General features: G+C 43.3%; 21 protein-coding genes and 5 tRNA genes. 2 read left to right on the top strand and 24 right to left on the bottom strand.

Annotation, left to right across the window (positions count from 1 at the left end; translation table 11 throughout):
* Window positions 1–46 precede the first annotated feature (46 nt).
* Window positions 47–922 (bottom strand): alpha/beta fold hydrolase, encoded by an 876-nt coding sequence (locus V6E90_RS15705; protein ID WP_065343616.1) that lies wholly within the window; start codon window positions 920–922, stop codon window positions 47–49.
* Window positions 923–1,035: 113 nt separating this feature from the next.
* Between V6E90_RS15705 and V6E90_RS15700 the strand changes: the two genes are divergently transcribed.
* Window positions 1,036–1,521, top strand: a complete 486-nt coding sequence (locus tag V6E90_RS15700) for a DUF4442 domain-containing protein (protein WP_032865851.1) — start codon at window positions 1,036–1,038, stop codon at window positions 1,519–1,521.
* A gap of 64 nt (window positions 1,522–1,585) precedes the next feature.
* Here V6E90_RS15700 and V6E90_RS15695 read toward each other — a convergent pair whose 3' ends face one another.
* Window positions 1,586–1,945, bottom strand: a complete 360-nt coding sequence (locus V6E90_RS15695; protein WP_016542296.1) for a hypothetical protein — start codon at window positions 1,943–1,945, stop codon at window positions 1,586–1,588.
* A gap of 363 nt (window positions 1,946–2,308) precedes the next feature.
* On the opposite strand from V6E90_RS15695, the gene V6E90_RS15690 reads away from it, so the two are divergent.
* Window positions 2,309–2,602 carry a hypothetical protein gene (locus tag V6E90_RS15690; protein WP_228129651.1) on the top strand — a complete coding sequence of 98 codons (294 nt, stop codon included), beginning with the start codon at window positions 2,309–2,311 and terminating at the stop codon, window positions 2,600–2,602.
* A 145-nt stretch (window positions 2,603–2,747) separates the two neighbouring features.
* Here the strand turns inward: V6E90_RS15690 and V6E90_RS15685 are convergent, their stop codons facing one another.
* The 22 genes from V6E90_RS15685 to V6E90_RS15580 all read right to left on the bottom strand — a co-directional run bounded on the left by V6E90_RS15685 (window position 2,748) and on the right by V6E90_RS15580 (window position 24,939).
* The gene (locus V6E90_RS15685; protein ID WP_016542295.1) at window positions 2,748–3,113 is read right to left on the bottom strand and encodes a hypothetical protein; all 366 of its coding nucleotides are present in this window, start codon (window positions 3,111–3,113) and stop codon (window positions 2,748–2,750) included.
* Window positions 3,114–3,277: 164 nt separating this feature from the next.
* Window positions 3,278–7,471 (bottom strand): DNA-directed RNA polymerase subunit beta', encoded by a 4,194-nt coding sequence (rpoC, locus tag V6E90_RS15680; protein ID WP_016542294.1) that lies wholly within the window; start codon window positions 7,469–7,471, stop codon window positions 3,278–3,280.
* 122 nt (window positions 7,472–7,593) lie between these two features.
* A complete protein-coding gene (rpoB, locus tag V6E90_RS15675; RefSeq protein ID WP_332605859.1) occupies window positions 7,594–11,682 on the bottom strand; it encodes a DNA-directed RNA polymerase subunit beta in 4,089 nt (1,362 codons plus the stop codon).
* A gap of 309 nt (window positions 11,683–11,991) precedes the next feature.
* On the bottom strand, window positions 11,992–12,360 hold the full coding sequence (gene rplL / locus V6E90_RS15670; RefSeq protein WP_004656287.1) for a 50S ribosomal protein L7/L12: 369 nt from the start codon (window positions 12,358–12,360) through the stop codon (window positions 11,992–11,994).
* A 42-nt stretch (window positions 12,361–12,402) separates the two neighbouring features.
* Window positions 12,403–12,909 (bottom strand): 50S ribosomal protein L10, encoded by a 507-nt coding sequence (rplJ, locus tag V6E90_RS15665; protein WP_016542291.1) that lies wholly within the window; start codon window positions 12,907–12,909, stop codon window positions 12,403–12,405.
* A 312-nt stretch (window positions 12,910–13,221) separates the two neighbouring features.
* Window positions 13,222–13,917, bottom strand: a complete 696-nt coding sequence (gene rplA, locus V6E90_RS15660) for a 50S ribosomal protein L1 (RefSeq protein WP_004656290.1) — start codon at window positions 13,915–13,917, stop codon at window positions 13,222–13,224.
* Between the two features lie 3 nt (window positions 13,918–13,920).
* Window positions 13,921–14,349: a 50S ribosomal protein L11 gene (gene rplK / locus V6E90_RS15655; protein WP_004637639.1), complete on the bottom strand. Its 429-nt coding sequence runs from the start codon at window positions 14,347–14,349 to the stop codon at window positions 13,921–13,923.
* Between the two features lie 112 nt (window positions 14,350–14,461).
* Window positions 14,462–14,995, bottom strand: a complete 534-nt coding sequence (gene nusG / locus V6E90_RS15650) for a transcription termination/antitermination protein NusG (RefSeq protein ID WP_004656291.1) — start codon at window positions 14,993–14,995, stop codon at window positions 14,462–14,464.
* Window positions 14,996–15,002: 7 nt separating this feature from the next.
* A complete protein-coding gene (gene secE, locus V6E90_RS15645) occupies window positions 15,003–15,443 on the bottom strand; it encodes a preprotein translocase subunit SecE (protein WP_332605858.1) in 441 nt (146 codons plus the stop codon).
* Window positions 15,444–15,519: 76 nt separating this feature from the next.
* A tRNA-Trp gene (locus V6E90_RS15640) sits at window positions 15,520–15,595 on the bottom strand.
* Between the two features lie 54 nt (window positions 15,596–15,649).
* The gene (gene tuf, locus V6E90_RS15635) at window positions 15,650–16,840 is read right to left on the bottom strand and encodes an elongation factor Tu (protein WP_332605857.1); all 1,191 of its coding nucleotides are present in this window, start codon (window positions 16,838–16,840) and stop codon (window positions 15,650–15,652) included.
* A gap of 164 nt (window positions 16,841–17,004) precedes the next feature.
* Window positions 17,005–17,079, bottom strand: a tRNA-Thr gene (locus V6E90_RS15630).
* 13 nt (window positions 17,080–17,092) lie between these two features.
* Window positions 17,093–17,168: transfer RNA gene (locus tag V6E90_RS15625), tRNA-Gly, on the bottom strand.
* A 33-nt stretch (window positions 17,169–17,201) separates the two neighbouring features.
* Window positions 17,202–17,285: transfer RNA gene (locus tag V6E90_RS15620), tRNA-Tyr, on the bottom strand.
* 54 nt (window positions 17,286–17,339) lie between these two features.
* Window positions 17,340–17,415 (bottom strand) — tRNA-Thr (locus V6E90_RS15615).
* Between the two features lie 99 nt (window positions 17,416–17,514).
* Window positions 17,515–19,008 carry an anthranilate synthase component I gene (trpE, locus tag V6E90_RS15610; protein ID WP_262757927.1) on the bottom strand — a complete coding sequence of 498 codons (1,494 nt, stop codon included), beginning with the start codon at window positions 19,006–19,008 and terminating at the stop codon, window positions 17,515–17,517.
* Window positions 19,009–19,091: 83 nt separating this feature from the next.
* Window positions 19,092–19,784, bottom strand: coding sequence for a phosphoglycolate phosphatase (locus V6E90_RS15605; RefSeq protein WP_032860606.1), 693 nt, complete (start codon window positions 19,782–19,784; stop codon window positions 19,092–19,094).
* 70 nt (window positions 19,785–19,854) lie between these two features.
* Entirely contained in the window at window positions 19,855–20,472 is a 618-nt protein-coding gene (locus tag V6E90_RS15600; RefSeq protein WP_065344219.1) for an FHA domain-containing protein, read from the bottom strand.
* A 63-nt stretch (window positions 20,473–20,535) separates the two neighbouring features.
* Window positions 20,536–22,812 carry a type II secretion system secretin GspD gene (gspD, locus tag V6E90_RS15595; protein WP_065344218.1) on the bottom strand — a complete coding sequence of 759 codons (2,277 nt, stop codon included), beginning with the start codon at window positions 22,810–22,812 and terminating at the stop codon, window positions 20,536–20,538.
* Window positions 22,813–22,852: 40 nt separating this feature from the next.
* Window positions 22,853–23,692: a type II secretion system protein N gene (locus tag V6E90_RS15590; protein ID WP_016540834.1), complete on the bottom strand. Its 840-nt coding sequence runs from the start codon at window positions 23,690–23,692 to the stop codon at window positions 22,853–22,855.
* Complete coding sequence (gspN, locus tag V6E90_RS15585; RefSeq protein ID WP_016660499.1) at window positions 23,692–24,435, bottom strand: type II secretion system protein N; 744 nt, start codon at window positions 24,433–24,435, stop codon at window positions 23,692–23,694. Before gspN ends, V6E90_RS15590 begins: the two co-directional genes overlap by 1 nt.
* A 177-nt stretch (window positions 24,436–24,612) precedes the next feature.
* Window positions 24,613–24,939 carry an H-NS histone family protein gene (locus V6E90_RS15580; protein ID WP_016540832.1) on the bottom strand — a complete coding sequence of 109 codons (327 nt, stop codon included), beginning with the start codon at window positions 24,937–24,939 and terminating at the stop codon, window positions 24,613–24,615.
* Window positions 24,940–24,965: the final 26 nt, after the last annotated feature.

Genomic DNA, 24,965 nt, shown 5'->3' with positions numbered 1-24,965 from the left:
GTGCCGCATCTCAAGTGATTTTTAGCTTAATAAATCCACTAAAGCCTTAAGCAGCCTGACGTTGTACGAACTGACGGATCAGTTCAGCAATTTTTTCTGGCTGACTCAATACCGCCCAATGGTTGGCATCGAGTTCAACATATTCAAATTTTTCTACCCATTTTGGCATCGATTCAGTAATGTACTCTGGACTGACAAAAGCATCGCGTTTTAACACAATTGCCTGTACAGGGCATTGTGCATAACGTTGACGTGGTTGAGTTAATGAAGGAATAAAGTTGGCACGATACAGGTTAATCCCATACTTACCATCCGCCACAATATTGGCATTCAATGGCAAATCTTTCTTCTTCTCTAAACCACTTAAAATCTTGCCCCATTTTTCAGGACTAAAGAACGTCCATACCGTTGGTGCAACAAGCGGTAAATGGAATGCACCGATATACCAAGATTTGGTCAGCATCTTCAATACATTGCTTGGAGCCGATTTAAATTTTTCACGTAAATACAAAGATGCATGGTCTAAGCATGGTCCTGAAATAGTGGTATAAGACAATAAACGGCCTTTTAACTTAGGCTCAGTTGCAGATTCCCACGACTGCAAAGACCCCCAATCATGCGCTGCCATATGGAAATTACGGTTAGGTAAAACTTGATCCACCACTTCTTGCAAGTCTAATGATAAACGCGGCAAGCGGTAATCCTTAATACGCTTAGGAATCGAAGAAAGTCCTGCTCCGCGCACATCATAAGTCACCACGTAATAATCATTAACCAGTTTTTCAATGATCGGCTCCCAGACTTCCTGATTATCTGGATAGCCATGGACTAAAACCAAAGGCGTTTTCTGCTCATCTCCCCATGTTTTGACACACAGTGTTTGCTGATCCGATGTTGTGACTGTTTTGACTTGTGCTTGCATAATTTTTTCCCATTTTGTTTTCTATCGGCTGTTCATAAAACAGCCATTGCCAGCGATGCAATAAAAATGATACTTATGAAGTATGAATAGAGTTGCAAGAAAAAAAATTGACCATGAAAGACTTTTTCAAAAAAATTCGCACCATTCCTGCGATTTCCAAATTTATGCTGAATCACTACTCCCCTTATCGTGGGGCAGGAATTGTAATTGAAACCATCGATCTGGATGATTATTACATTCGCGTCAAAATGCCACTGACTCGACGCAATCGTAATTTGGTGGGAACGCATTTTGGCGGTAGTCTATATTCAATGGTTGATCCCTTTTATATGCTGATTTTGATCCATCATTTGGGGCATAAATATATTGTGTGGGATAAAAGTGCCACGATTAACTTTCTTTCACCTGGTCGTAACACCGTCTATGCCGAGATCAGGCTGAATGCGGATGAAATCACTGAAATTAAAAAGCTGGCAGAAAATCATGAACCAGTTTTAAGGCATTACAGCTTGAATATTGTGGATGATGCAGGAACGCGCATCGCCGAAGTTGAAAAGGTACTGTATATCCGTCGCAAAAAACCTAAAGCCAGTTCTTAAAAACTTATTTCAATAAAAATGCCTGCAATCAATTACAGGCATTCTTGAATCAGATCTGAAGAAATTATCGTTTCTTCTCTTGAATGGCTGCACCAGCACCGCCGCCAATTGCACCACCGATTGCAGCGCCTGAGTCACCACCAAAGATGGCTTTCCCGACAACTGAGCCAATACCTGCACCCACTGCGCTGCTTGTGGTTGAACTACTATTTCCACCTTTAGCATTCGCACCGACACCAGCACCTGCTGCTGCACCAACACCAGCACCGAGGCCACCACCGACATGGTTACCAACGCCACCGCCCACAGCACCACCCAGTGCTGCGGCACCAATACGTTGATCAGATGCACTCATATTTTGACAGCCCGTAAACATCACCGCCGATAACAGCAAAGTGGAAACTAAACCGATTGTTTTTTTCATGACTATACTCACTACTCTTATGTTCTAACAAAAGCATAGTCTTCTTTTATGCGGAATTTGATCACATTGTGTTATCACAATGTCCTAATCGATTGATATTTTGTAAAGGGTATTTTTTTGGGGTAACAACATAAAAAAAATAATAAGGAATTCTAGAATTTCCCATTTAGATAAATCTTCATGATTTCTTTGTTTATTTTTCTCATAAGCAGTCTGTTAATATTTTTAGTCACGATAAACCAAGGATAATTTATGAAAAAGATAGTTTTTCTTTTTGTATTTATCTCATTTCTGTCGGGCTGTGCCGGTTCTCCAGTTGGAAACCTTATAACAAATCAACGTAATGAAACAATGCGAGATCGCATGCAATCATGGGTAGGTGCATCATCTGATGAGCTGATTACCTCATGGGGACCACCCTCTAATCAATCCAAATTATCGAATGGGTCTCATCTTATCGTCTATGAATCCTCATGGGATACGTATAGGAAAGGCGGCACTTACAGCTTCTATACCAATTATTGTGTACAAAAGTTTTTAATAGAGCGGAATATCGTAAGTAAATGGGGATTATCGGGTGGATGTAAACGTTATCCAAAAAATCCTAAGCTACTCCCTGCGACTACGGCGATACCAGAACCAACTTTAGCTGAATAAAAATCGTCATTTATAAGTTTAGCAATAAAGCTTTTCTCAGCGGTATTTTTTACTGAGAAAAGCCCATTTATATAATGAGATGATACAGATACTAATCATCAGATAGCGTCCCTGACTTTAGTTTTGAATCAAACTCATAAACAGCTTAGTACTTGCCTTTTTTCTCGCCATAAGCAGAACCAGCACTACCACCCAGCGCACCACCCACTGCAGCACCTGAGTCTCCACCCAATACGGCACCACCAATCACGGCACCTAAACCAGCACCGATGGCACTGTTTCTGGTATTTTTACTATTCGAGCCTTTGGCATTCGCAGCAACACCAGCACCAAGTGCAGCACCTAGACCTGCGCCTAAATTACCGCCGACATGCTTACCGACAGCACCACCTGCACCACCACCAATCGCAGCAGCACCAATACGCTTACTTTCGGGACTCGCATTTTGGCAACCAACAAATAGCGTGCTAGACATTAAAGCAACACCTGCAACCATCATCATTTTTTTCATTAGAACTCTTCCTCTCCTCAGATGTGCATAGGATAGTATTGTTTAATGAACTGTTTACTTTGATTAAGTAATCAAATACTGAAGCTCTAATGTGTTTTTGTAACAATTGCTTCATTTTTCCACAAAAAAAGGCACCCGAAGGTGCCTTTTCTATTCGCTAGAACTTAGAACTGGTCTGAGTTCAACGCTTGACTAAATGCTTGGTCAACTTCACTGAAATCGTTATGAAGTTCAAATTCAGCAGCTTCTGCTTCTTGGCGACGACGCTCCAAGTGGTAAGCAAGACCTGTACCGGCTGGGATCAAGCGACCCACAACAACGTTTTCTTTCAAGCCGCGTAAATCATCTTCTTTACCTGTTACAGCCGCTTCAGTTAACACGCGTGTGGTTTCCTGGAACGATGCCGCAGAGATGAACGAGTCAGTAGAAAGTGATGCTTTGGTGATACCCATCAATTGACGTTCAAACTTCGCAGGGAACTTGTTCTGAGCCAAGACAGCTTGGTTCTCTTGAACAACGCGGATGTAATCCACTTGCTCACCTTTGATGAAGCTTGTGTCACCGCCATCAGTGATATCAACTTTACGCAACATTTGACGTACAACAACTTCAATGTGCTTATCGTTGATTTTTACACCTTGGAGACGGTAAACGTCTTGAACTTCGTTCACGATATAGTTAGTTAACGCAACTTCGCCTTTCAAACGCAAGATGTCATGTGGGTTTTGTGGACCATCAGAAATCGTCTCGCCACGGTTCACATGCTCACCTTCGAACACGTTGATTTGACGCCATTTTGGAATCAATTCTTCGTAAATCTCAGAACCGTCATCTGGACTGATCACTAAACGGTTCTTACCTTTGGTCTCTTTACCAAAGCTAACAACACCTGATACTTCTGCAAGAATCGCATGCTCTTTCGGCTTACGTGCTTCGAACAAGTCAGCTACACGCGGAAGACCACCGGTAATATCACGAGTACGTGAAGTTTCTTGTGGTACACGACCAATGACGTCACCCACACCAATCGTTTCGCCATCACGGACAGTCACAATTGTGTTTTGTGGCAAGAAGTAGAACTGTTCGCCGCCATCGGTTGTATCCAACACGATTGCAGGACGTAAATCTTTACCAGAAGCAGGACGCGCTGTTACAGGCAAGATTTCAACAGTGGTCATACCTGTTGCATCATCAGTTTTTGATGTTGCAGTTACGCCATCAGCGATCTGGCTGAAACGCGCTTTACCAGCAACTTCTGTAACCAATGGATGTGTATGTGGATCCCAAGTCGCTACGATACCGCCAGCTTCTACAGCTTCACCATCTTTCAACAAGATGCTTGCACCATAAGGAAGTTTATAACGCTCACGCTCACGACCTAAGTCATCCGCAATACCAATTTCACCTGAACGTGAAACAGACACCAAGTGACCTTTAGCATGTTGTACAGTTTTCACGTTGTGGAAACGTACAGTACCTTTGTTACGGACTTGAACACTGTTTGCAGCAGACGTTCGGCTCGCAGCACCACCGACGTGGAAGGTACGCATTGTTAACTGTGTACCCGGTTCACCAATTGACTGTGCAGCCATTACACCAACAGATTCACCTGGGTTCACCAAGTGACCACGTGCAAGGTCACGACCGTAACATTTCGCACAAACGCCGAATGCAGATTCACATGCGATAACTGAACGGACTTTAACTTCATCGACACCCGCTTCTTCAAGCTGAGCAGCAATTTTCTCGTCAATTAAGGTACCACGTGGAAGAACCACTTCATCATCAGATGCACGACGTACGTCTTCAGCAGTTACACGACCCAATACGCGATCGCGTAATGGTTCGATTACGTCACCACCTTGAATGAATGGAGTCATCACCAAGCCACCAGCTGTACCACAATCCGATTCAGTAATCACTAAATCTTGTGCTACGTCTACAAGACGACGAGTCAAGTAACCCGAGTTCGCAGTTTTCAATGCGGTATCGGCCAAACCTTTACGCGCACCGTGTGTCGAGATGAAGTACTGAAGTACCGTCAAACCTTCACGGAAGTTCGCTTTAATTGGGGTCTCAATGATCGAGCCATCCGGCTTCGCCATCAAACCACGCATACCCGCAAGCTGACGAATCTGCGCCGCACTACCACGGGCACCCGAGTCAGACATCATGTAAATCGAGTTGAATGATTTCTGCTTCTCGTCTTCACCTTGTTTGTTTTTCACAAGGGTATAAGACAAGTTGTCCATCATCGCTTTCGCAACTTGGTCGTTGGTACGCGCCCAAATATCGACAACTTTGTTATAACGTTCGCCCGCAGTTACGAAACCTTGCTCAAACTGTTGTTCAATTTCACGAACTTCAGTTTCAGCTTTATCGATAATCGTATGCTTGGTTGGTGGAATCAACATGTCTTCCATACCAACAGATACACCTGAACGCGTCGCTTGACGGAAGCCCAAATACATCAATTGGTCAGCGAAGATAACTGTATCTTTCAAACCAAGTTTACGGTAGCAAGAGTTGATTAACTTCGAGATGTTTTTCTTGGTCATCTCAAGGTTGATCGATTCAAAGCTTAAACCTTGTGGAACAACTTCCCACAACAAGCAGCGACCTGGTGTTGTATCAACAATAATGGTTTGCTTTTCGCGTTGACCATTTTCATCAATCACCGTTTGGTGTACACGTACTTTCACGCGTGCATGAATTGCAACTTTACCCGTTGCTAAAGCACGGTTAACTTCGTGAGTATCTGCAAACACCATGCCTTCACCTTTGGCATTTACCGCATCACGCGTGATGTAGTAAAGACCCAAGACCACGTCCTGAGAAGGAACGATGATTGGCTCACCGTTTGCAGGTGACAAGATGTTGTTGGTCGACATCATCAACGCACGCGCTTCAAGCTGTGCTTCCAATGTCAATGGAACGTGTACCGCCATTTGGTCACCATCGAAGTCGGCGTTAAACGCAGCACAGACGAGTGGGTGAAGACGGATCGCCTTACCTTCGATCAGAATAGGTTCAAATGCTTGAAGACCTAGACGGTGAAGTGTTGGCGCACGGTTCAACATCACTGGATGTTGACGAATCACAGAAGCAAGAACGTCCCAAACTTCCGGCGTCTCGCGCTCAACCATTTTCTTCGCAGCTTTAATGGTTGTTGCTTGGCCAGAGGCTTGTAGTTTCGCGAAAATGAATGGCTTGAACAATTCAAGTGCCATTTTCTTCGGAAGACCACATTGGTGAAGACGTAAAGTAGGACCAACGGTAATAACCGAACGACCAGAATAGTCAACACGCTTACCGAGCAAGTTTTGACGGAAACGACCTTGTTTACCTTTGATCATATCTGCCAAAGATTTCAATGGACGTTTGTTTGAACCTGTAATCGCACGACCACGACGACCGTTATCAAGCAACGCATCAACAGACTCTTGTAACATACGTTTTTCGTTACGTACGATGATGTCTGGCGCAGCAAGGTCAAGAAGACGCTTCAAACGGTTGTTACGGTTGATCACACGACGATATAAATCGTTCAAGTCTGAAGTCGCGAAACGACCACCTTCAAGTGGTACAAGCGGACGTAAGTCTGGTGGAAGTACTGGCAGTACATTCATCACCATCCATTCAGGCTTGTTGTTCGAATCTTTGAAAGCTTCCATCAATTTCAAACGCTTAGACGCTTTTTTAAGTTTCGTCTCAGAGGTTGTTTGTGGAATTTCTTCACGTAAACGTGCAATCTCGGCTTCAAGATCGATATCTTTTAATAAATCCTGAACAGCTTCTGCACCCATTTTCGCAGTGAATTCATCACCGTGTTCTTCAAGTGCATTGTAGTATTCTTCGTCTGTTAAAAGCTGATACTTTTCAAACGGAGTCATACCAGGATCAGTAACAACATAAGATTCGAAATACAATACGCGCTCGATATCACGTAATGTCATATCAAGAAGTAAACCGATACGGCTCGGTAATGATTTCAAGAACCAGATGTGTGCAACTGGAGACGCAAGCTCGATGTGACCCATACGTTCACGACGAACTTTCGCAGTTGTTACTTCAACGCCACATTTTTCACAAATGACGCCTTTGTATTTCATACGCTTGTATTTACCACACAAGCATTCGTAATCTTTTACTGGACCAAAGATTTTGGCACAGAACAAACCGTCACGTTCAGGTTTAAAAGTACGGTAGTTAATGGTTTCAGGCTTTTTAACTTCACCGTGAGACCATGACTTAATCATCTCTGGTGACGCAAGACCAATACGGATACGGTCAAATTCAATAGGTGCATGACCTTCTGAATCCGTTTTCTTACGCATGATATCGAGCAAGTCTTTCAATTTTTTTCTCCGTGTGTCGAGGAGCTAAGCTCACCCGACTGGGTCACAAATATTGTTTTTACTGAAATTTGGGAATCTCGAATCCCCCCTCTCTTTCTCAAAGAGGGGTTGGAGGAGATTTTTTAGTCACCATTTTTCAGTTCAATGTTGATACCTAAAGAACGGATCTCTTTGGTCAATACGTTGAACGATTCAGGCATACCCGGATCCATATAATGGTTACCATCTACAATGTTCTTATAGATGCGTGTACGGCCTTCGACGTCATCCGACTTCACAGTAAGCATTTCTTGGAGAGTATATGCTGCACCGTATGCTTCAAGTGCCCATACTTCCATCTCACCGAAACGCTGACCACCGAATTGTGCTTTACCACCAAGCGGCTGTTGGGTCACAAGTGAGTAAGAACCTGTTGAACGTGCATGCATCTTGTCATCAACCAAGTGGTTCAATTTGAGCATGTACATGTAACCTACAGTTACAGGACGGTCAAACTGTTCACCTGTACGTCCGTCAAACAATACCGTTTGACCTGTACGTGAGATGTCAGCAAGTTCAAGTAAGTCTTTAATCTGACTTTCTTCAGCACCATCAAATACAGGTGTTGCCAATGGAACACCAGCACGTAAGTTGCCTGAAAGTGCCAAGATTTCTGCGTCAGTCAAGCTATCTAGCTCTTCTTGTTCGCCACCAACCTTGTTATAAATCTTGTCTAAGAAGTCACGTAGTTCTAACACTGTACGCTGTTCTTTCAACATTTTTTCGAGTTTGTCACCCAGACCTTTGGCCGCCATACCCAAGTGAGTCTCAAGAATCTGACCCACGTTCATACGTGACGGTACACCCAATGGGTTCAATACGATGTCGACTGGTACACCATTGGCATCATGCGGCATGTCTTCGACTGGTAAGATGTTAGATACAACACCCTTGTTACCGTGACGACCCGCCATCTTATCACCAGGCTGGATACGACGTTTAACAGCAAGGTAAACCTTAACAACTTTCAATACGCCCGTTGTTAATTCATCACCTGTAGAAAGTTTGCGTTTCTTCTCAGCAAACTTCTCGTCAATCTCGTAGCTCTTCTCTTTCAAGAATACTTGAATTTGAGTTAAACGCTCTGCGATTGCTTCATCAGTCGGTTGGATTTCTAGTAAATCAACCAGCTCTAAACCAGACAATACGTCTTCAGAAAGCTTATCGCCACGTTTGGTTGAACCACCACCGTTAGACTCTTGACCTTTCAACAAACGAACAATACGTTCACGTGCTGCTTCTTCGAAGATTTTGTATTCTTCTTTCAAGTCTTTACGGTATGCATCCAACTGAGCTTTCTCAATTGCTTGAGCACGTTCATCTTTTTCCAAACCATCACGAGTGAAGACTTGAACGTCAATCACCGTACCTTTAGTGCCAGACGGAACACGTAAAGACGAGTCTTTTACGTCAGCCGCTTTTTCACCAAAGATTGCGCGAAGTAATTTTTCTTCAGGTGTTAACTGAGTTTCACCTTTAGGTGTTACCTTACCAACAAGGATGTCACCTGCAGTCACTTCAGCACCGATATAAACAATACCTGACTCATCCAATTTAGACAGTGCAGCTTCACCTACGTTAGGAATATCGGCAGTAATTTCTTCTGCGCCTAACTTGGTATCACGCGCTACACATGACAATTCTTGAATGTGAATCGACGTTAAACGGTCTTCTTGAAGAACACGCTCAGAAAGTAAGATCGAGTCTTCGTAGTTATAACCGTTCCATGTCATGAACGCGACGCGCATGTTTTGACCTAGCGCAAGTTCACCCATGTCAGTCGATGGACCATCAGCCAAGATATCACCACGAGCAACTTTGTCGCCCAAGTTCACGATGACATTTTGGTTAATACATGTATTTTGGTTTGAACGTGTATATTTGATCAGGTTATAGATATCTACACCTGCTTCACCCGCGATCATTTCATCTTCGTTGACACGAATCACGATACGAGATGCATCTACATATTCAATCGCACCACCACGGTCAGCGATCACACATACACCTGAGTCACGTGCTACGTTTGCTTCCATACCCGTACCAACAAGCGGCTTGTCAGCACGTAAGGTAGGAACAGCCTGACGTTGCATGTTTGAACCCATCAATGCACGGTTCGCATCATCGTGTTCAAGGAATGGAATCAATGACGCTGCGACAGATACAACCTGTTGCGCAGAAACGTCCATATGGGTTACGCGCTCAGGCGACATACGAACGAAGTCACCTTGATGACGTACAGAAACCATTTCTTCAGTTAACGTACCATCTTTATCCACTGCAGAATCGGCCTGTGCAATGACAGTACCTACTTCCTCAATTGCAGATAAGTATTCAACTTCATCAGTTACACGACCATCAACAACTTTACGGTATGGTGTTTCCAAGAAACCGAAGTCATTCGCTTTTGCATAGACAGAAAGCGAGTTGATCAAACCAATGTTTGGACCTTCAGGCGTTTCAATTGGACAAACACGACCATAGTGAGTTTGATGTACGTCACGAACTTCGAAGCCTGCGCGTTCACGTGTCAAACCACCAGGACCAAGCGCAGATACACGACGTTTGTGTGTAATCTCAGACAATGGATTGTTTTGGTCCATGAACTGAGACAACTGGCTTGAACCAAAGAATTCTTTGATTGCAGCAGCAACTGGTTTTGCGTTGATTAAATCTTGTGGAGACAAGTTATCAGTTTCTGCTTGGCTTAAACGCTCTTTAACAGCACGTTCAACACGAACTAAACCAACACGGAATTGGTTTTCAGTCATTTCACCAACAGAACGTACACGACGGTTACCCAAGTGATCGATATCGTCGACTTCACCTTTACCGTTACGGATTTCAACCAATGTACGCAGTACATCGATGATATCTTCGTGCGACAAAATACCTTCAACTTCGCGTGACTTCTGATCCGTACCCACTTCGTAAGGACGACCCAAACGACGGTTGAACTTCATACGACCTACTGGAGAAAGGTCATAGCGCTCAGAAGAGAAGAACAAGTTGTTGAATAAGTTTTCAGCAGCTTCTTTTGTTGGCGGCTCGCCTGGACGCATTACTTTATAGATTTCAACAAGCGCTTCTTCACGGCCTGTAGTTGTATCTGCACGTAATGTATCTGCAACGAAAGAACCACGATCAATGTCGTTAGTGAATAGGATGTTAAATTGTTTAACACCACCTTCTGCCAACTTCACCAAAGTTTCATGGCTAAGCACGGTATTTGCAGGAATCACATCGCCATTTTTCAATGGAATGTCTTCAGCTGTAATACGCTCATATAAATATTCATCAGGTACAGAAAGCTTCGCTAAGTTTGCAGCTTCCATTTGACGTACGTGACGTGCATTAATACGTTTACCTTGTTCAACGATCGCTTTACCATCATTGTCCAAGATATCAAATTGCGCCATTTCACCACGTAAGCGATCTGGAACGAGGTCAATTTGATAGCTACCCATATCAAGATATACAGGTACTTTTTCATAGAACAAATTCAAGATTTGTTCATTGCTATAATTTAAGGCACGTAAAATCACAGTCGCAAGCAACTTACGACGACGGTCAATACGTACGAATACTAAATCTTTAGCATCAAATTCAAAATCTAACCATGAACCACGGTAAGGGATAATACGTGCTGAATACAACACTTTACCGCTTGAGTGGGTTTTACCCTTGTCATGGTCAAAGAATACGCCTGGTGAACGGTGTAATTGAGATACGATTACACGCTCAGTACCATTAATAACGAAAGTACCGTTATCGGTCATGAGTGGCATTTCACCCATGTAGACTTCTTGTTCACGAACGTCTTTAATTGATTTCGTTTCACGATCTTTAATGATCAAACGAATTTTTACGCGCATTGGTGCCGCATAAGTTGAACCACGTAAAATACATTCACGTACGTCAAACTCAGGCTTACCAAGGCTATACTCAACAAATTCTAAAGCAGCATTGCCAGAATAACTTTCAATAGGAAAAACTGAACGAAATGCGGCTTGGAGACCGATATCTTCGCGATTTTTTGGAGTTTTACCGCCTTGTAAGAATGTACGGTACGAATCGACCTGAATCGAAAGTAAGTACGGTGCTTCCATTACGTGGGGCAATTTACCAAAATTCTTACGGATCCGTTTCTTTTCGGTATATGAGTATGCCATCTGGAGTCCTCGGAAAGTAAACTAAGCCCGCCTGCAGAACGGGCTTAGAAGGAATTACGCAGGCCGATATGGCCACCACTGTTTACAAATGCTGCAATTTTTAGTGGTATTAAAACGCTTAACAATATTTTTATAAGCAAAAAAATATTGGTAAGCGTTTGATTTTGTGTTGTTTGTTTAAATAACGTGCGTTTCAAACACGAAACTAACAAAAAACGAGCCGATTATTGTAACGCAAAAAGGCTGATGACCCAAGAGCCATCAGCCATTTTTTGGAGCCGATTTTGAAAAAATCGACTCCCTACAGAATTACTTAAGTGTAACTGTAGCACCAGCTTCTTCAAGCTTCTTCTTAAGTTCTTCGCCTTCTTCTTTAGAAACGCCTTCTTTAAGAACTGCAGGAGCGCCTTCAACAAGATCTTTAGCTTCTTTAAGACCAAGGCCAGTAGCTTCACGAACTGCTTTAATTACAGCAACTTTGTTAGCACCGAAAGAAGTCAACTCTACGTTGAATTCAGTTTGTTCTTCAGCAGCAGCAGCAGCGCCTGGAGCAGCAGCAACAGCAACAGCAGCAGCAGATACGTTAAATTTCTCTTCGAAAGCAGAGATTAATTCAACAAGTTCAAGAACAGTTTTTTCAGCAACTGCGTTTAAGATTTCTTCGTTTGTTAAAGCCATGAGAATAACTCCAAATGGATATTGAATGGTGTGAAAGTAGGATTAAGCCGCTTCTGACTCGTTTTTCTCTTTGAGTGCCGTAATAAGGCGACCCAATTTCGAAATAGGAGCTTGAAGGACAGAGGCAAGCATCGTAAGCGCTTTTTCTTGGTTCGGAAGATTTGCAATTACACTAACTTCAGCACCTTGATAAACTTTGCCATCAAATGCAGCAGCTTTTAATTCAAAAGCTTTGTTAGCTTTCGCAAATTCTTCGAACAAGCGTGCAGCTGCACCCATGTCATCTTCAGAAGTTGAGAAACCGAGAATGGTTGGGCCAACAAGGTCGTCATTCAAGATATCAAATTGAGTACCTTCAAATGAACGCTTAGCTAAAGTATTACGCACGATACGTGTTGTAACACCTAGCTTACGAGCTTCAACACGAAGTTGTGTTAATTGCTCTACGCTTGAACCTTGATAGTTAGCCACAACAACAGAAAATGCTTTAGAAGCAACTTCGCTTACTTCAGCAACAATCTGTTTTTTGTCTTCGATAAGAAGAGCCATTGTAAAACCTCCTAACGGTGATTTATGCACCCAGATGGATGCACTCCCAATTCGTAAACCCTTTCAGGCTTACACGCGGAGGAGGAATAAATCACACCACCGCGTCTACTCAGACTGGATGATTAAGAAAAATATTCGAAAATATTTCTCGCCTGAGGTCTTTGACGCTGATAAATATTCATTTATCAATTCAAAGTTTGCCTAAAAACCCCTTCTCCCTCAGGGAGAAGGTAGGGATGAGGGTATAAAACCTCTCCCCAACCCTCTCCTATAAAGAGAGGGAGCTTTTCAGGGCTTTAAAATTCTTGCAAATTACTTAGAAACGTTGCTTACGTCAACGATCAAACCAGGACCCATAGTTGAGCTCAAAGTGATCTTTTTAACGTATACACCTTTAGAAGTTGCAGGCTTTAACTTTTTCAAGTCTGCAATTAAAGTTTCAACGTTTTGACGTACAGCTTCTTCGCTAAAGCCAAGTTGGCCGATCGCAGCGTGGATGATACCCGCTTTGTCTACACGGTAACGTGCTTGACCAGATTTAGCATTCTTAACCGCGTTAGCAACATCAGGAGTTACTGTACCCACTTTAGGGTTTGGCATTAAGCCACGTGGACCAAGAATCGTACCTAACTTACCAACAACGCGCATTGCATCAGGAGCAGCAATCACTACGTCGAAATCAAGGTTTCCACCTTGAATGCTTTCAGCAAGGTCATCAAAACCAACGATATCAGCACCAGCAGCTTTCGCAGCTTCTGCAGCAGCACCTTGAGCAAATACTGCAACACGTACAGTTTTACCAGTACCTGCAGGTAAAGTTGTAGCACCACGAACAACCTGATCAGATTTACGTGGATCTACGCCAAGGTTTACAGCGATATCTAAAGATTCTTTGAACTTCGCAGCTGGAAGGCTGTTAAGAACTTGTACTGCTTCTTCCAAAGTGTAAACTTTGTTTGCTTCTACAGCAGCAGCAATGGCTTTTTGACGTTTAGTTAACTTTGCCATGTCTTATAGCTCCACTTCCAAGCCCATAGAACGTGCAGAACCAGCAATGGTACGTACACGAGCGTCTAAATCAGCACCAGTTAAGTCTGGTTCTTTAGTAGTCGCGATTTCTTCTAATTGAGCACGAGTCAACTTACCAACTTTAGTTTTGTTAGGTACAGAAGAACCCTTTTGAATACCAGCAGCTTTCTTAAGAAGAATAGATGCAGGTGGAGTTTTCATGATGAAAGTGAACGACTTATCGTTGTACACAGTGATCACGACAGGAATTGGCAAACCAACTTCAAGTTTTTGTGTAGCAGCATTGAATTCTTTACAGAATGCCATGATGTTTACACCACGTTGACCTAAAGCAGGACCAATTGGTGGAGATGGATTTGCTTTACCAGCTGGAACTTGCAGCTTGATATAGCCGTCAATCTTCTTAGCCATTGAAAATTACCTCTGGGTACAGACGCCGTTAGGCTCCCCAAAAAATTAAACAACACCGAAGTGTTAGAACAACAATGCCCGATCAGATCGGGCGCTTATCAACCTACGCAGATTAAATCGTTTTTTCGACTTGGCGAAACTCGAGTTCAACCTGAGTTGGTCGATTAAATACATTAATCGTCAACGTTAAACGTGACTTATCGTATTGAACTTCCTCCACGACCCCTTTAAAGTCAGTGAACGGACCATCAATAACGAGCAATTCTTCACCAGGTTCAAACATCGTCTTAGGACGCGGTGCTTCACCTGTATTACGTACACGCGCAAGAATCGCATCAGCTTCACGTTGTGAGATTGGCGCTGGTTTTTCTGGTGTACCACCAATAAAACCAAGAACCTTTGGACACTCTTTAACAATGTGCCAAGTATCATCATTCATTTCCATTTCGACTAATACATAGCCAGGAAAGAATTTACGTTCAGACTTACGCTTCTTACCATCCTTCATTTCCACTACTTCTTCAGTAGGGACGAGGACTTCACCAAAACTATCAGCAACAGTGCTGCGCTGGATTCGGTCATTAAGTGAACGCATCACTTGTTTTTCAAAACCTGAATAGGCATGAATAATATACCAACGTTTCATCGCACTCTTACCCGATAATTAACTTAATAAACCAACCTAACCCGTAGTCAAAACACCATAAAACCAATGATGCAATGAGTACAACCAAAAGCACTTGCCACGATGTCGTGATCGTCTCTTGTTTTGTTGGCCAGGTCACTCGACGCAGTTCAATTCGCGCATCTTGCAACAAACGCACAAAGCCTTTGCCTTGATGGGTGGCGTATAATAAACCTAAAGCGACGACGACACAAGCCAAAATTACCCCAACGCGCACCCAAATATCATTTGCAGGTGCCCAATAGGCCGGTAAATGCTGATTTACCAATGCGGCGCCGATCAATAAAACGATAGCAATCAACCACAAGACAATATCAAGTGGAGAGCCAGAGTTTACAACTTCAACGGCATTATTTCTTTGAGGGATTGGCGCGTCGCTTAATGCGTCACGCGATTTATCATTCGACATTTTTTTACTCGTCGTAGAATTCGCGACTTATTATATGACAACTCAGCCAGAATTAAGCTTTTTTATAAAAAAAAAGTGGCAGGCCAGGAGGGACTCGAACCCCCAACATTCGGTTTTGGAGACCGACGCTCTACCAATTGAACTACTAGCCTATTATGCAAATCGAAAGCCGAAGCTTCCGATTTGAGTGTAACACAGTCTTGGGCTTATGCAGTTACTTTAGCAACAACACCAGCACCCACAGTACGACCACCTTCACGGATCGCAAAACGTAGACCTGGGTCCATTGCGATCGGGTGAATTAACTCTACTGACATCTCAACGTTGTCACCAGGCATTACCATTTCTACGCCATCTTGTAATTTAATCGCGCCAGTTACGTCAGTTGTACGGAAGTAGAACTGTGGACGGTAACCGTTAAGGAATGGAGTATGACGACCACCTTCTTCTTTAGAAAGTACGTATACTTCTGCGTCGAATTTAGTGTGCGGCTTGATTGTACCTGGTTTAGCAAGTACTTGACCACGTTGTACGTCTTCACGCTTAGTACCACGAAGTAAGATACCACAGTTCTCACCAGCACGGCCTTCGTCAAGAAGTTTACGGAACATCTCAACGCCAGTTACAGTTGTCTTAACCGTATCTTTGATACCTACGATTTCAACTTCTTCACCAACTTTTACGATACCAGCTTCTACACGACCAGTTACTACTGTACCACGGCCTGAAATAGAGAATACGTCTTCGATTGGCATCAAGAATGCTTTATCGATAGCACGTTCTGGCTCTGGGATGTAAGAGTCAAGCGCAGCAACTAAGTCGATTACAGCTTTCTCGCCATAAGGACCGTCATTACCGTTTAATGCTTGAAGCGCTGAACCACGGATGATTGGAGTGTCATCACCTGGGAAGTCATAAGTAGAAAGAAGTTCACGAACTTCCATTTCTACTAATTCAAGTAATTCTTCATCATCAACAAGGTCACACTTGTTCAAGAATACGATGATGTAAGGTACACCAACCTGACGTGAAAGAAGGATGTGTTCACGAGTTTGTGGCATTGGACCATCAGTCGCAGCACATACAAGGATCGCGCCGTCCATCTGAGCAGCACCAGTAATCATGTTTTTAACATAATCGGCGTGGCCCGGGCAGTCTACGTGAGCGTAGTGACGGATTGGAGAATCGTATTCTACGTGTGAAGTATTAATTGTAATACCACGTGCTTTTTCTTCAGGAGCTGAGTCGATTTGTGAGTAATCTTTCGCTTCACCGCCGTAAGTTTTTGCACAAATAGTTGCAATCGCAGCAGTTAAAGTTGTTTTACCATGGTCAACGTGACCAATTGTACCCACGTTTACGTGTGGTTTGTTACGTTCAAACTTAGCCTTAGCCATTTTGATTTTCCTCGTTTACGTCGACGCCAGTTTAGAGAAAAACAACCCTGAAAAACCTTCTTAATCGACATTCGCCTAAAAAACTAGACACCTAATACTTGAAAAGCAGACTATAATAGCCTGCTTCTTTAAAATGTTGTGGAAATTCCACTAAGCTGTATATCTGGAGCTCTTATCGAGATTTGAACTCGAGACCTCTCCCTTACCAAGGGAGTGCTCTACCACTGAGCTATAAGAGCGACATCTTCGATATGGAGCGGGAGACGAGGATCGAACTCGCGACATGCAGCTTGGAAGGCTGCCACTCTACCAACTGAGTTACTCCCGCATGTTGGTACTGACCACTTCTATCGAAGTTAAATGGTGGTGAGAGAAGGATTCGAACCTTCGAAACTTTCGTAGCAGAGTTACAGTCTGCCCCCTTTGGCCGCTCGGGAATCTCACCACATCACACTTACACAGTGCTGTTCTTCTACTTAATACTACCACACTTTTAAGATGGTGCCGGCACACGGATTCGAACTGTGGACCTACTGATTACAAGTCAGTTGCTCTACCAACTGAGCTATGCCGGCGCTTTCTAAGTGTTTCGTACGTTTCGTATCGGAACGGTGTGCAGTTTAGCAAAACTCTGAATCGATGCAAGTGCTTTTTTTAAAAAAACTGCTAAAAACTCATAAAATCAATCCGTTTGACGATAATTCAACCGCTTTGATCACTGCGCGAGCTTTTATTTGGGTTTCATTCCACTCAGATTCAGGATTTGAGTCCGCAACTAGCCCCGCTCCCGCTTGCACATAGACCTTTTGATCGCGAATAACGCAAGTACGAATCGCAATCGACATGTCCATTTCACCATGCCAGCCTAAATATCCAACAGCGCCACCAAATACACCCCGCTTAACAGGCTCAACCTCATCAATAATTTCCATAGCCCGAATTTTTGGTGCACCTGAAAGCGTTCCCGCAGGGAATGTTGCTTTAAACACATCTAAAGCATCTACATCATCTCGTACTTCACCCTGTACATTCGAAACAATATGCATCACATGGGAATAACGCTCGATCACCATCCGATCAGTCACTTGCACTTTACCGATTTTAGATACACGTCCGACATCGTTACGCCCCAGATCAATCAGCATTAGATGTTCAGCAATCTCTTTTTCATCTGCCAATAGATCTTGCTCCAAGGCAAGATCTTCCTCCTTGGTTTTACCACGTGGCCGCGTTCCTGCCAAAGGACGTACCGTTGCAATGCCATTTTCTAAACGAGATAAAATTTCTGGTGATGAACCCACAATATGAAAGGGCTTTTGGTCTGTCAGGGTTTGCCCTTGCACCAAGAATAAATAGGGCGATGGATTTAAATGGCGAAGCGCACGATACACTTGCAGCGCTTCACCATCAAAATCAGAGACCATACGTTGTCCAGGCACTACCTGCATCACATCACCCGCACGGATATATTCTTTGACCTTTTCAACCGTCTCAAGAAATTTTGCTTTGCCTGTGATCGATTCAAAATGCGGTGCTGTGTGCGGCTTCGCTTGTAAGCTAACAGGTGTCGCCAACAATTGCTCTAACTGATCCAGCTTTTGCTGAGCCTGCACATATGCATCAGCTTGGTTGGCATCGGCATGATGGATGAGGAATAAGGTATCTTTTAAATTATCAAACACAATCACGGTTTGTGAGAGCATCAACCAAAGGTCTGGTAATGTTACAGGATCAGCAGCAGGCACGTTTTTCAGCTTCGGTTCAATATAACGCACAGCGTCATAACCCAAATAGCCCACCAATCCTCCAGTAAAACTTGGCAAATCAGGCAATTCAACTTGCGTAGGGACTTTAAACTGACCTTGAAACTCACGAATATAGTCAAAGGGATCAGCACAATCCTGCTGAATCACGGTACCATCCGCCTGTTGTATGGTGAGTACCCCTGCATTGCAGGAAAAAACGGTGGACTCACCCAAACCAATCATTGAATAGCGTGCCCAGTTCTCACCACCTTCAACAGACTCAAATAGATAGGCTTGCTTATGTTGTTTAAAACGAGCAAAAACAGAAAGTGGGGTTTCAGTATCGGCCAAACGCTGGCGATAAACAGGAATGGTGTTATAGCCTGCTGCTTTTAATTGCTCAAATTGTACTAAGGTCGTCATGAATCTTCTCTATGGTTTTTAATTTCTGTGCGTTTTTTCTTTAGTGCTGTCTCAAGCCCGCCATCGAAAAACCATAATCATCTTCATGCTTGTCTCCTTACTAAATCTTCTTCTATCAATTCTGCCAAACTATCGACCACTTGCTGTGGCTGACAGTCGTAAATACTTTCTCCATGATTATAGCCATAGCTGACCACAATACAATCAATACCTGCACGTCTAGCTGCTTCAACATCATTGCTTGAATCACCAATCATCAAGGTTGCCGCAGTCGTGGTATTCTGCGCCTGCACACAGTGCAGCAACGGCAAAGGATGTGGTTTTCGTTCAGGCAAACGATCACCCCCAATCACCATTTTAAAATATGGACTTAAAGCCAAGAGATCAAGAATACCTTGTGCCAGCTGTTCAGGCTTATTGGTCACACATGCCATGCTAATATTATGGGTTTGACAATAATCTAAAAATGGTAAAACCCCCTCATACACTTGAGTATTTACACAGAGCTCCTGCGCATAAACATCAACAAATGTACTGAGGAGTTGCTCTTGCTGCTGAGCATCTACTTCCCCAAACAAATGTTCTAGCACAGCCTCACACAGTTTGGCTGCACCTTTTCCCACCCAGACCCGAACTTGCGCCTCGGTTACCTTCGCCAAACCCAATTTTTCTAAACTCAGGTTCATCGCTCGATATAAATCAGCAGCGGAATCGACCAGTGTCCCATCCAGATCAAATAAGACTAAACTACGGTTGTGTAACTGAGCAACGGACATATCTTTCGACTCAAGAAATGAAAAAGGCATACCCACGTGGGCATGCCTTGATTGTAAAAGCTTCGCCCGATTATTTAAAGAACAGCCAAGCAATCACCGCCAGAATGATCAATACAATAATAGAAATGAGGCCAACCGAAGCATTCTTCTGTTGCTCTTTTTCCGCAGTAACACGCGAAATAGGTTCTTCAATTGCAACAGGTTGCGGCTCTGGCGCTGCCTGTACATTGATTCCCTCAGGAATCGGTGCTGGCTTTGGTATCGCCACTTGCTGTGGCATTCCATCACGTGTGATCGGCGTCTCAACTGCACGTTCAGCAATACTTGGCATACCTTGATCTGTAGAATTTGACGCTACAGGTTCAATCTCGATTTCTGGCAATTCAGCTTCAGATAGCGCTGGCGCAAGTACTGAAAAGACAAAACTGGCAAACTGCAAGATATCGCCATCGTGCAATTCTGTTTCCTGCTCAACACGCGCATCATTAATAAATGTACCGTTTGATGAATTCAGGTCTTGCACCCAAAGCTGCTGATCTTTTAACAATAACGCCGCGTGACGACGTGAAATATCTGCTGACTGCAACAAAATATCGGCATCTTGATGTCTTCCCACCAACATGTCACGCTCGATACTCAGTTCTTGCCCCGTAAATTCACCTGTAATGGCTTGTAATTTCCAAGTCATAGATGCATATCCTTATAGAATTTCTTGCAATCATAGCATTGTGACATAAGCGCTTCTGTGCATCTACTGTGAAGACGCTGGTCGAATCGTGGTGGTGGTTACCGTGTTTTTACTACGCTCTGTTTCTTTCACAGGAAGTTGTACCGTTTTTTGTTGTACTTGAGGCGCTTCAACTGCAACAGGTGTAGTCACCACAACCGTTTTATTCGCTTGGGTTGCTGTGGGTACTTTTTGATACGGTGAATTTGTCGCCACTGCTTGTCGATTATAAATATCCTCAACATTCTCAGGTAGTTTGGCAAAGTTACCATTTTTGTCCATTGAAAGTTGCAAACTATAGAGCTGGTTATAACGCTGTTGAGAAATACGGCGTACATCATCAGCATCCCCTACAATTGTGGGATGTATGAAAACTAAAAGATTACGTTTTACATTACTTTTTGTATTTGAACTAAATAGACGACCTAAATAAGGGATATCACCCAACAATGGAAGGCTCTGGCGAGACAGTTCCGTATCATCTGAAATCAAGCCACCTAAAACGACCGTTTGTCCATGATCAGCCAAAACTGAGGTTTTAATCGCACGTTTACTGGTCACCAAATCCGCGGCTTGACCTTTATTGCTTTGGACATTCGAAACTTCTTGTTCAACCTCTAAACGTACAGACCCACCCTCACCAATATGTGGAATTACTTTTAAGGTCACCCCAACATCTTTACGCTCAACCGTAGTATAAGGATTTACCGTACTATTTCCGGTCGTTGCTACTGAACCCGTGACAAAAGGTACGTTTTGGCCAACAACAATATAGGCCTCTTCGTTATCCATGGTTACAATTGACGGAGATGACAATAAATTGGACTTGGTATTGGTTTTTAAAGCTTGAATCAAAGCACCATACGCACGTCGCGGATTACTGAAGTCACCAACAGCAAAACTTGCTCCACTGCCAGTGCCTCCATTTGTACTCCCAAGCACACCCGCCGCGCCTGCTGACCCACCAGTTAAATAACCTGCCGCAATTTTAGACAGGCTTGCGCCTACATTACTAAAACTAAGCAAGCCAATGCCACTAGTGAGATCACCTAAAGCCCACTGAACGCCAAGTTGATCGGCATCATCACCCGTCACCTCCATAATCGCAGCTTCGATTAATACCTGCTGACGGCGAGTATCTAATTGCTGAATTGCCGCATCTATTTCTCGCATCAACTGTGGATCAGCTTTTACGACCAAGGCATTTTGCGCAGGATCAGCAATAATACTGACTCCACCTTGATTAAAACTGGTAATACTTGAATTTTGGCTATTGTTGGAATTGCTGTTTAAATTAATCGAAGGAGTAGAAACAGACGACGACGATGATCCTGTTGTCGAGCTTGAGTTTTGATTATTCGAGATCAGATTACTCATCGAATTAGATCGGTTATTACTATTCGATGTTGACGATGACGTAGAGGCCGATTGTCCTGTTACTAAGCCTTGTAAAATCTCAGCTAAGTTTTTTGCGCTCGCATATTTCAAACGATAGACTTTAAGACCACCCAAACGATCTGCTGATGGCACATCCAGCATTTCAATCATTTGACGCAAACGTTTACGTGAATCTGGGTCACCTTTGATTAAAATCCGATTGGTTCGATTATCGGCAATGATACGCACCCGTGAACCGATAAAATCTTTTGAAGCACCAGTAGCACTCATGGTCTCCAACAAACCAATCACTTCTTCAGCCTGGCTCGACTGCAAGCTAATCGCTTCAATGTCATTTTGACCCGTGCCATCTAAATTACGCACGATATTTTCAAGCTGATAAATATTGGTTGCACGATCAGAAACGATTAAAGCATTGGTCCCCGCAACCGCTGCCAAATGCGCAAATTGCGGCATTAACGGGCGTAGGGCTGGAATCAAGTCATTCGGATTGGTATTTTGCAGCCAAATCACTCGCGTTACGATTTGATCACCACCCGCACGGCTACGTGCATCGTAAGGAATCCCAGAGTTCTTCGCATTACTGTCAGGGACAAGTTTAACCGTGTTTCCTGAAGGGAGCGCCACCACACCATTGACATTGAGTACACCTAGAAATAGGTCATACACCTCGTCCTTATTCAGAGGCTTATTGGAAATAACCGTCACATTACCACGCACACGAGGATCAACCGCAAAGTTCTTCCCAGTAATATCCGCAACTTCATTAATAAATGCGGTTAAGTCTGCATCACGTAGATTGATCTTCCATGTTTGTGCTTGCACATGAGTACTCACTGACGCAATCAAAGGTGCGGCGGCAAGTAATGCCCAAAGTGGTCGTTGATGATTTAAAAAAGCCATAACCTGCACTTATTCCTAACTGATGTGTGACGTGTGATCACTAAAAACTTTGTTGTATGGTCATCACTTGATCACCACGTTTTATTTCTATTTTGGCATGCCCTTCACGACGTACTTGCTCTAATAATTGTACTTCGTTGAGCCCCTGCCCGACGGTTTGACCATTGATCGATAGAATACGGTCACCCGAACGTAAACCCAAGGTATTTTTTAAATTCGATGGGGTCTTGTCTGATATTTCATAACCATCCGCACCGCCACCATTGACTCCCATATTTTTTAGATATTGCTCGCGATTATCCTGCATTTGCTGGATCGCTTGACCTAAAGCCGATTGTGGTGAGTTCTGAGTTGGTGCAGCCGCTGCTGGCGGTACATTGTTGCTGTTGTTAAGCACAGGATCAATTGGCTGATATAGACCTTTGTCCAAACCCTTAAATTTAACTTCTCGGGTTGCACCATTGCCCTGTTTTAAAACCACATGATCCCAATAGACTTCAGCCAATTGATATGACGTTGATCCCACGGTTTCACCAACACGATATCGTTCAGCACTATCATTCAACTTAATTACAGCCGATGATAAATAATTGGGCTGTCCCAACAACACACCTTGTAACTCCAGATTGACATTATCATCAGCCGAAGTTGCTGCTGGTTCGTTGAATAATGCAAAAGAACTGATATTGGGAACTTGGGCTTGCTGCGAGCCCAACTCCACTCGGTCAAACTGCATCGGTTGTGGTGGCGCAACCACCCACCAGAACAGTGAAGCCAATTTCCAACATAACCACAAAATCAGGAGTACTAAAACCAGACCACTGAGCTTATCCAGTTTTTGCCAACGCAATTGTTGCATTTTTTCAGTGATTGCTTTCATTAGAAACCACCTTGCAACAAGGGTTGCCGCGAACTGATCACATAGGTGTCTAAGCCAGCTTTACCTTCATAAGAGGGAATGTTTAACAACATCCGCTGGGTGAGTTGTACATCCAGCATCAGACTTGCATCTAAGCTCAGATTCGCCATTTTCTGGCTACGTTGATCACGGACATCTATTTGTAATTGCCCGTTTTCATCTTTAAGTTCAGCCACTAAAGACGGCATATTCATACGATCTTGTCGCTGACCAAAAGTATAGGCCAACGCACCACCGCCCCAATTCAATTGTCCTTCTACCGCGCTAAAGCCTTTTTCTTTTTGGTAATTCAATTGTACGTCTTTCAGTTGGATTGAGTTTTCAGGCCACTGCCAGTTGGCAAAATATTTTAATGTTTCAGGCGAGATTTTCCCTTGCAGGTCTTTAATCATGATTTTCTTACTTAGACCGTAAGCAAAAACCCCATTGAACTGGGTATTACCACTATGAATATCCAGATCTGCACCAACGCGCAGTAATAGCAAATCCAGAGGGCGAGTTTTCCAATGCACTGAACCGCGCAATTGACCACGTTGCCAGTCTGCTTGCCCCTGCCAAATGTTACCGCTGACATTATGTAATATTTGATTATCTTTTGAAAATTTCGCAATTAACCATGTTGCTGGAATTTGTAAAATAATAAAAATTAAAAATGCAAAAATGGCGAATACCCACCATCTCCATTGCTTGGTTTTTTTCTTCATTCCACCCTTACCAACATGCAAATATCATCCTTTTTGAGACAATCGCCCCCTGAATGACATTATGCATACTTTTTCAACATCGCCAATTCTCTGATATAAAAAAACCAAGCTTTTTAAGCCTGGCTTTTAATAAAGGATAAAGTCATCGTATGACAAAACGATGACTTTAAAACTTGCTTAGATTAAGAAATCTTCAAGTTTTGCACCTTTTTCTAACTGAGCAACTAACCAACGTGGTTGCTTACCACGACCAGTCCAAGTTTCTTCAGCATTGCTCTTGTTACGGTAGCGTGGCTCTACTGCTTTACGCGTAGTTTTCTTACGCTTTTGCTCGCCCACTTCCAATAACTCTTCAACGCTATAACCAATCGCATCTGCAATCGCGATAATTTGATTATACGCATCTTCAACTGCTTGATCTTTTTTACTTGCAATCAAAGCTTCTGCTTCTGCTTGTAAACGCTTTAAATCTTCTACAGATAAATCACTAATATCTGGTTTCATTAGAACCACTCCAACTTATATAGGGG

This window comes from Acinetobacter sp. ESBL14, assembly GCF_036668815.1.
In the GTDB taxonomy this organism is placed as follows: Bacteria; Pseudomonadota; Gammaproteobacteria; order Pseudomonadales; family Moraxellaceae; genus Acinetobacter; species Acinetobacter gyllenbergii.
This window is presented reverse-complemented; position numbering and strand designations above follow the sequence as displayed.

What these genes read in the sequence shown, in the direction of transcription:
- V6E90_RS15705 (WP_065343616.1), bottom strand. Translation starts at nt 922, where the DNA reads ATGCAAGCACAAGTCAAAACAGTCACAACATCGGATCAGCAAACACTG.
- V6E90_RS15700 (WP_032865851.1), top strand. Translation starts at nt 1,036, where the DNA reads ATGAAAGACTTTTTCAAAAAAATTCGCACCATTCCTGCGATTTCCAAA.
- V6E90_RS15695 (WP_016542296.1), bottom strand. Translation starts at nt 1,945, where the DNA reads ATGAAAAAAACAATCGGTTTAGTTTCCACTTTGCTGTTATCGGCGGTG.
- V6E90_RS15690 (WP_228129651.1), top strand. Translation starts at nt 2,309, where the DNA reads ATGCAATCATGGGTAGGTGCATCATCTGATGAGCTGATTACCTCATGG.
- V6E90_RS15685 (WP_016542295.1), bottom strand. Translation starts at nt 3,113, where the DNA reads ATGAAAAAAATGATGATGGTTGCAGGTGTTGCTTTAATGTCTAGCACG.
- rpoB (WP_332605859.1), bottom strand. Translation starts at nt 11,682, where the DNA reads ATGGCATACTCATATACCGAAAAGAAACGGATCCGTAAGAATTTTGGT.
- rplL (WP_004656287.1), bottom strand. Translation starts at nt 12,360, where the DNA reads ATGGCTTTAACAAACGAAGAAATCTTAAACGCAGTTGCTGAAAAAACT.
- rplJ (WP_016542291.1), bottom strand. Translation starts at nt 12,909, where the DNA reads ATGGCTCTTCTTATCGAAGACAAAAAACAGATTGTTGCTGAAGTAAGC.
- rplA (WP_004656290.1), bottom strand. Translation starts at nt 13,917, where the DNA reads ATGGCAAAGTTAACTAAACGTCAAAAAGCCATTGCTGCTGCTGTAGAA.
- rplK (WP_004637639.1), bottom strand. Translation starts at nt 14,349, where the DNA reads ATGGCTAAGAAGATTGACGGCTATATCAAGCTGCAAGTTCCAGCTGGT.
- nusG (WP_004656291.1), bottom strand. Translation starts at nt 14,995, where the DNA reads ATGAAACGTTGGTATATTATTCATGCCTATTCAGGTTTTGAAAAACAA.
- secE (WP_332605858.1), bottom strand. Translation starts at nt 15,443, where the DNA reads ATGTCGAATGATAAATCGCGTGACGCATTAAGCGACGCGCCAATCCCT.
- tuf (WP_332605857.1), bottom strand. Translation starts at nt 16,840, where the DNA reads ATGGCTAAGGCTAAGTTTGAACGTAACAAACCACACGTAAACGTGGGT.
- trpE (WP_262757927.1), bottom strand. Translation starts at nt 19,008, where the DNA reads ATGACGACCTTAGTACAATTTGAGCAATTAAAAGCAGCAGGCTATAAC.
- V6E90_RS15605 (WP_032860606.1), bottom strand. Translation starts at nt 19,784, where the DNA reads ATGTCCGTTGCTCAGTTACACAACCGTAGTTTAGTCTTATTTGATCTG.
- V6E90_RS15600 (WP_065344219.1), bottom strand. Translation starts at nt 20,472, where the DNA reads ATGACTTGGAAATTACAAGCCATTACAGGTGAATTTACGGGGCAAGAA.
- gspD (WP_065344218.1), bottom strand. Translation starts at nt 22,812, where the DNA reads ATGGCTTTTTTAAATCATCAACGACCACTTTGGGCATTACTTGCCGCC.
- V6E90_RS15590 (WP_016540834.1), bottom strand. Translation starts at nt 23,692, where the DNA reads ATGAAAGCAATCACTGAAAAAATGCAACAATTGCGTTGGCAAAAACTG.
- gspN (WP_016660499.1), bottom strand. Translation starts at nt 24,435, where the DNA reads ATGAAGAAAAAAACCAAGCAATGGAGATGGTGGGTATTCGCCATTTTT.
- V6E90_RS15580 (WP_016540832.1), bottom strand. Translation starts at nt 24,939, where the DNA reads ATGAAACCAGATATTAGTGATTTATCTGTAGAAGATTTAAAGCGTTTA.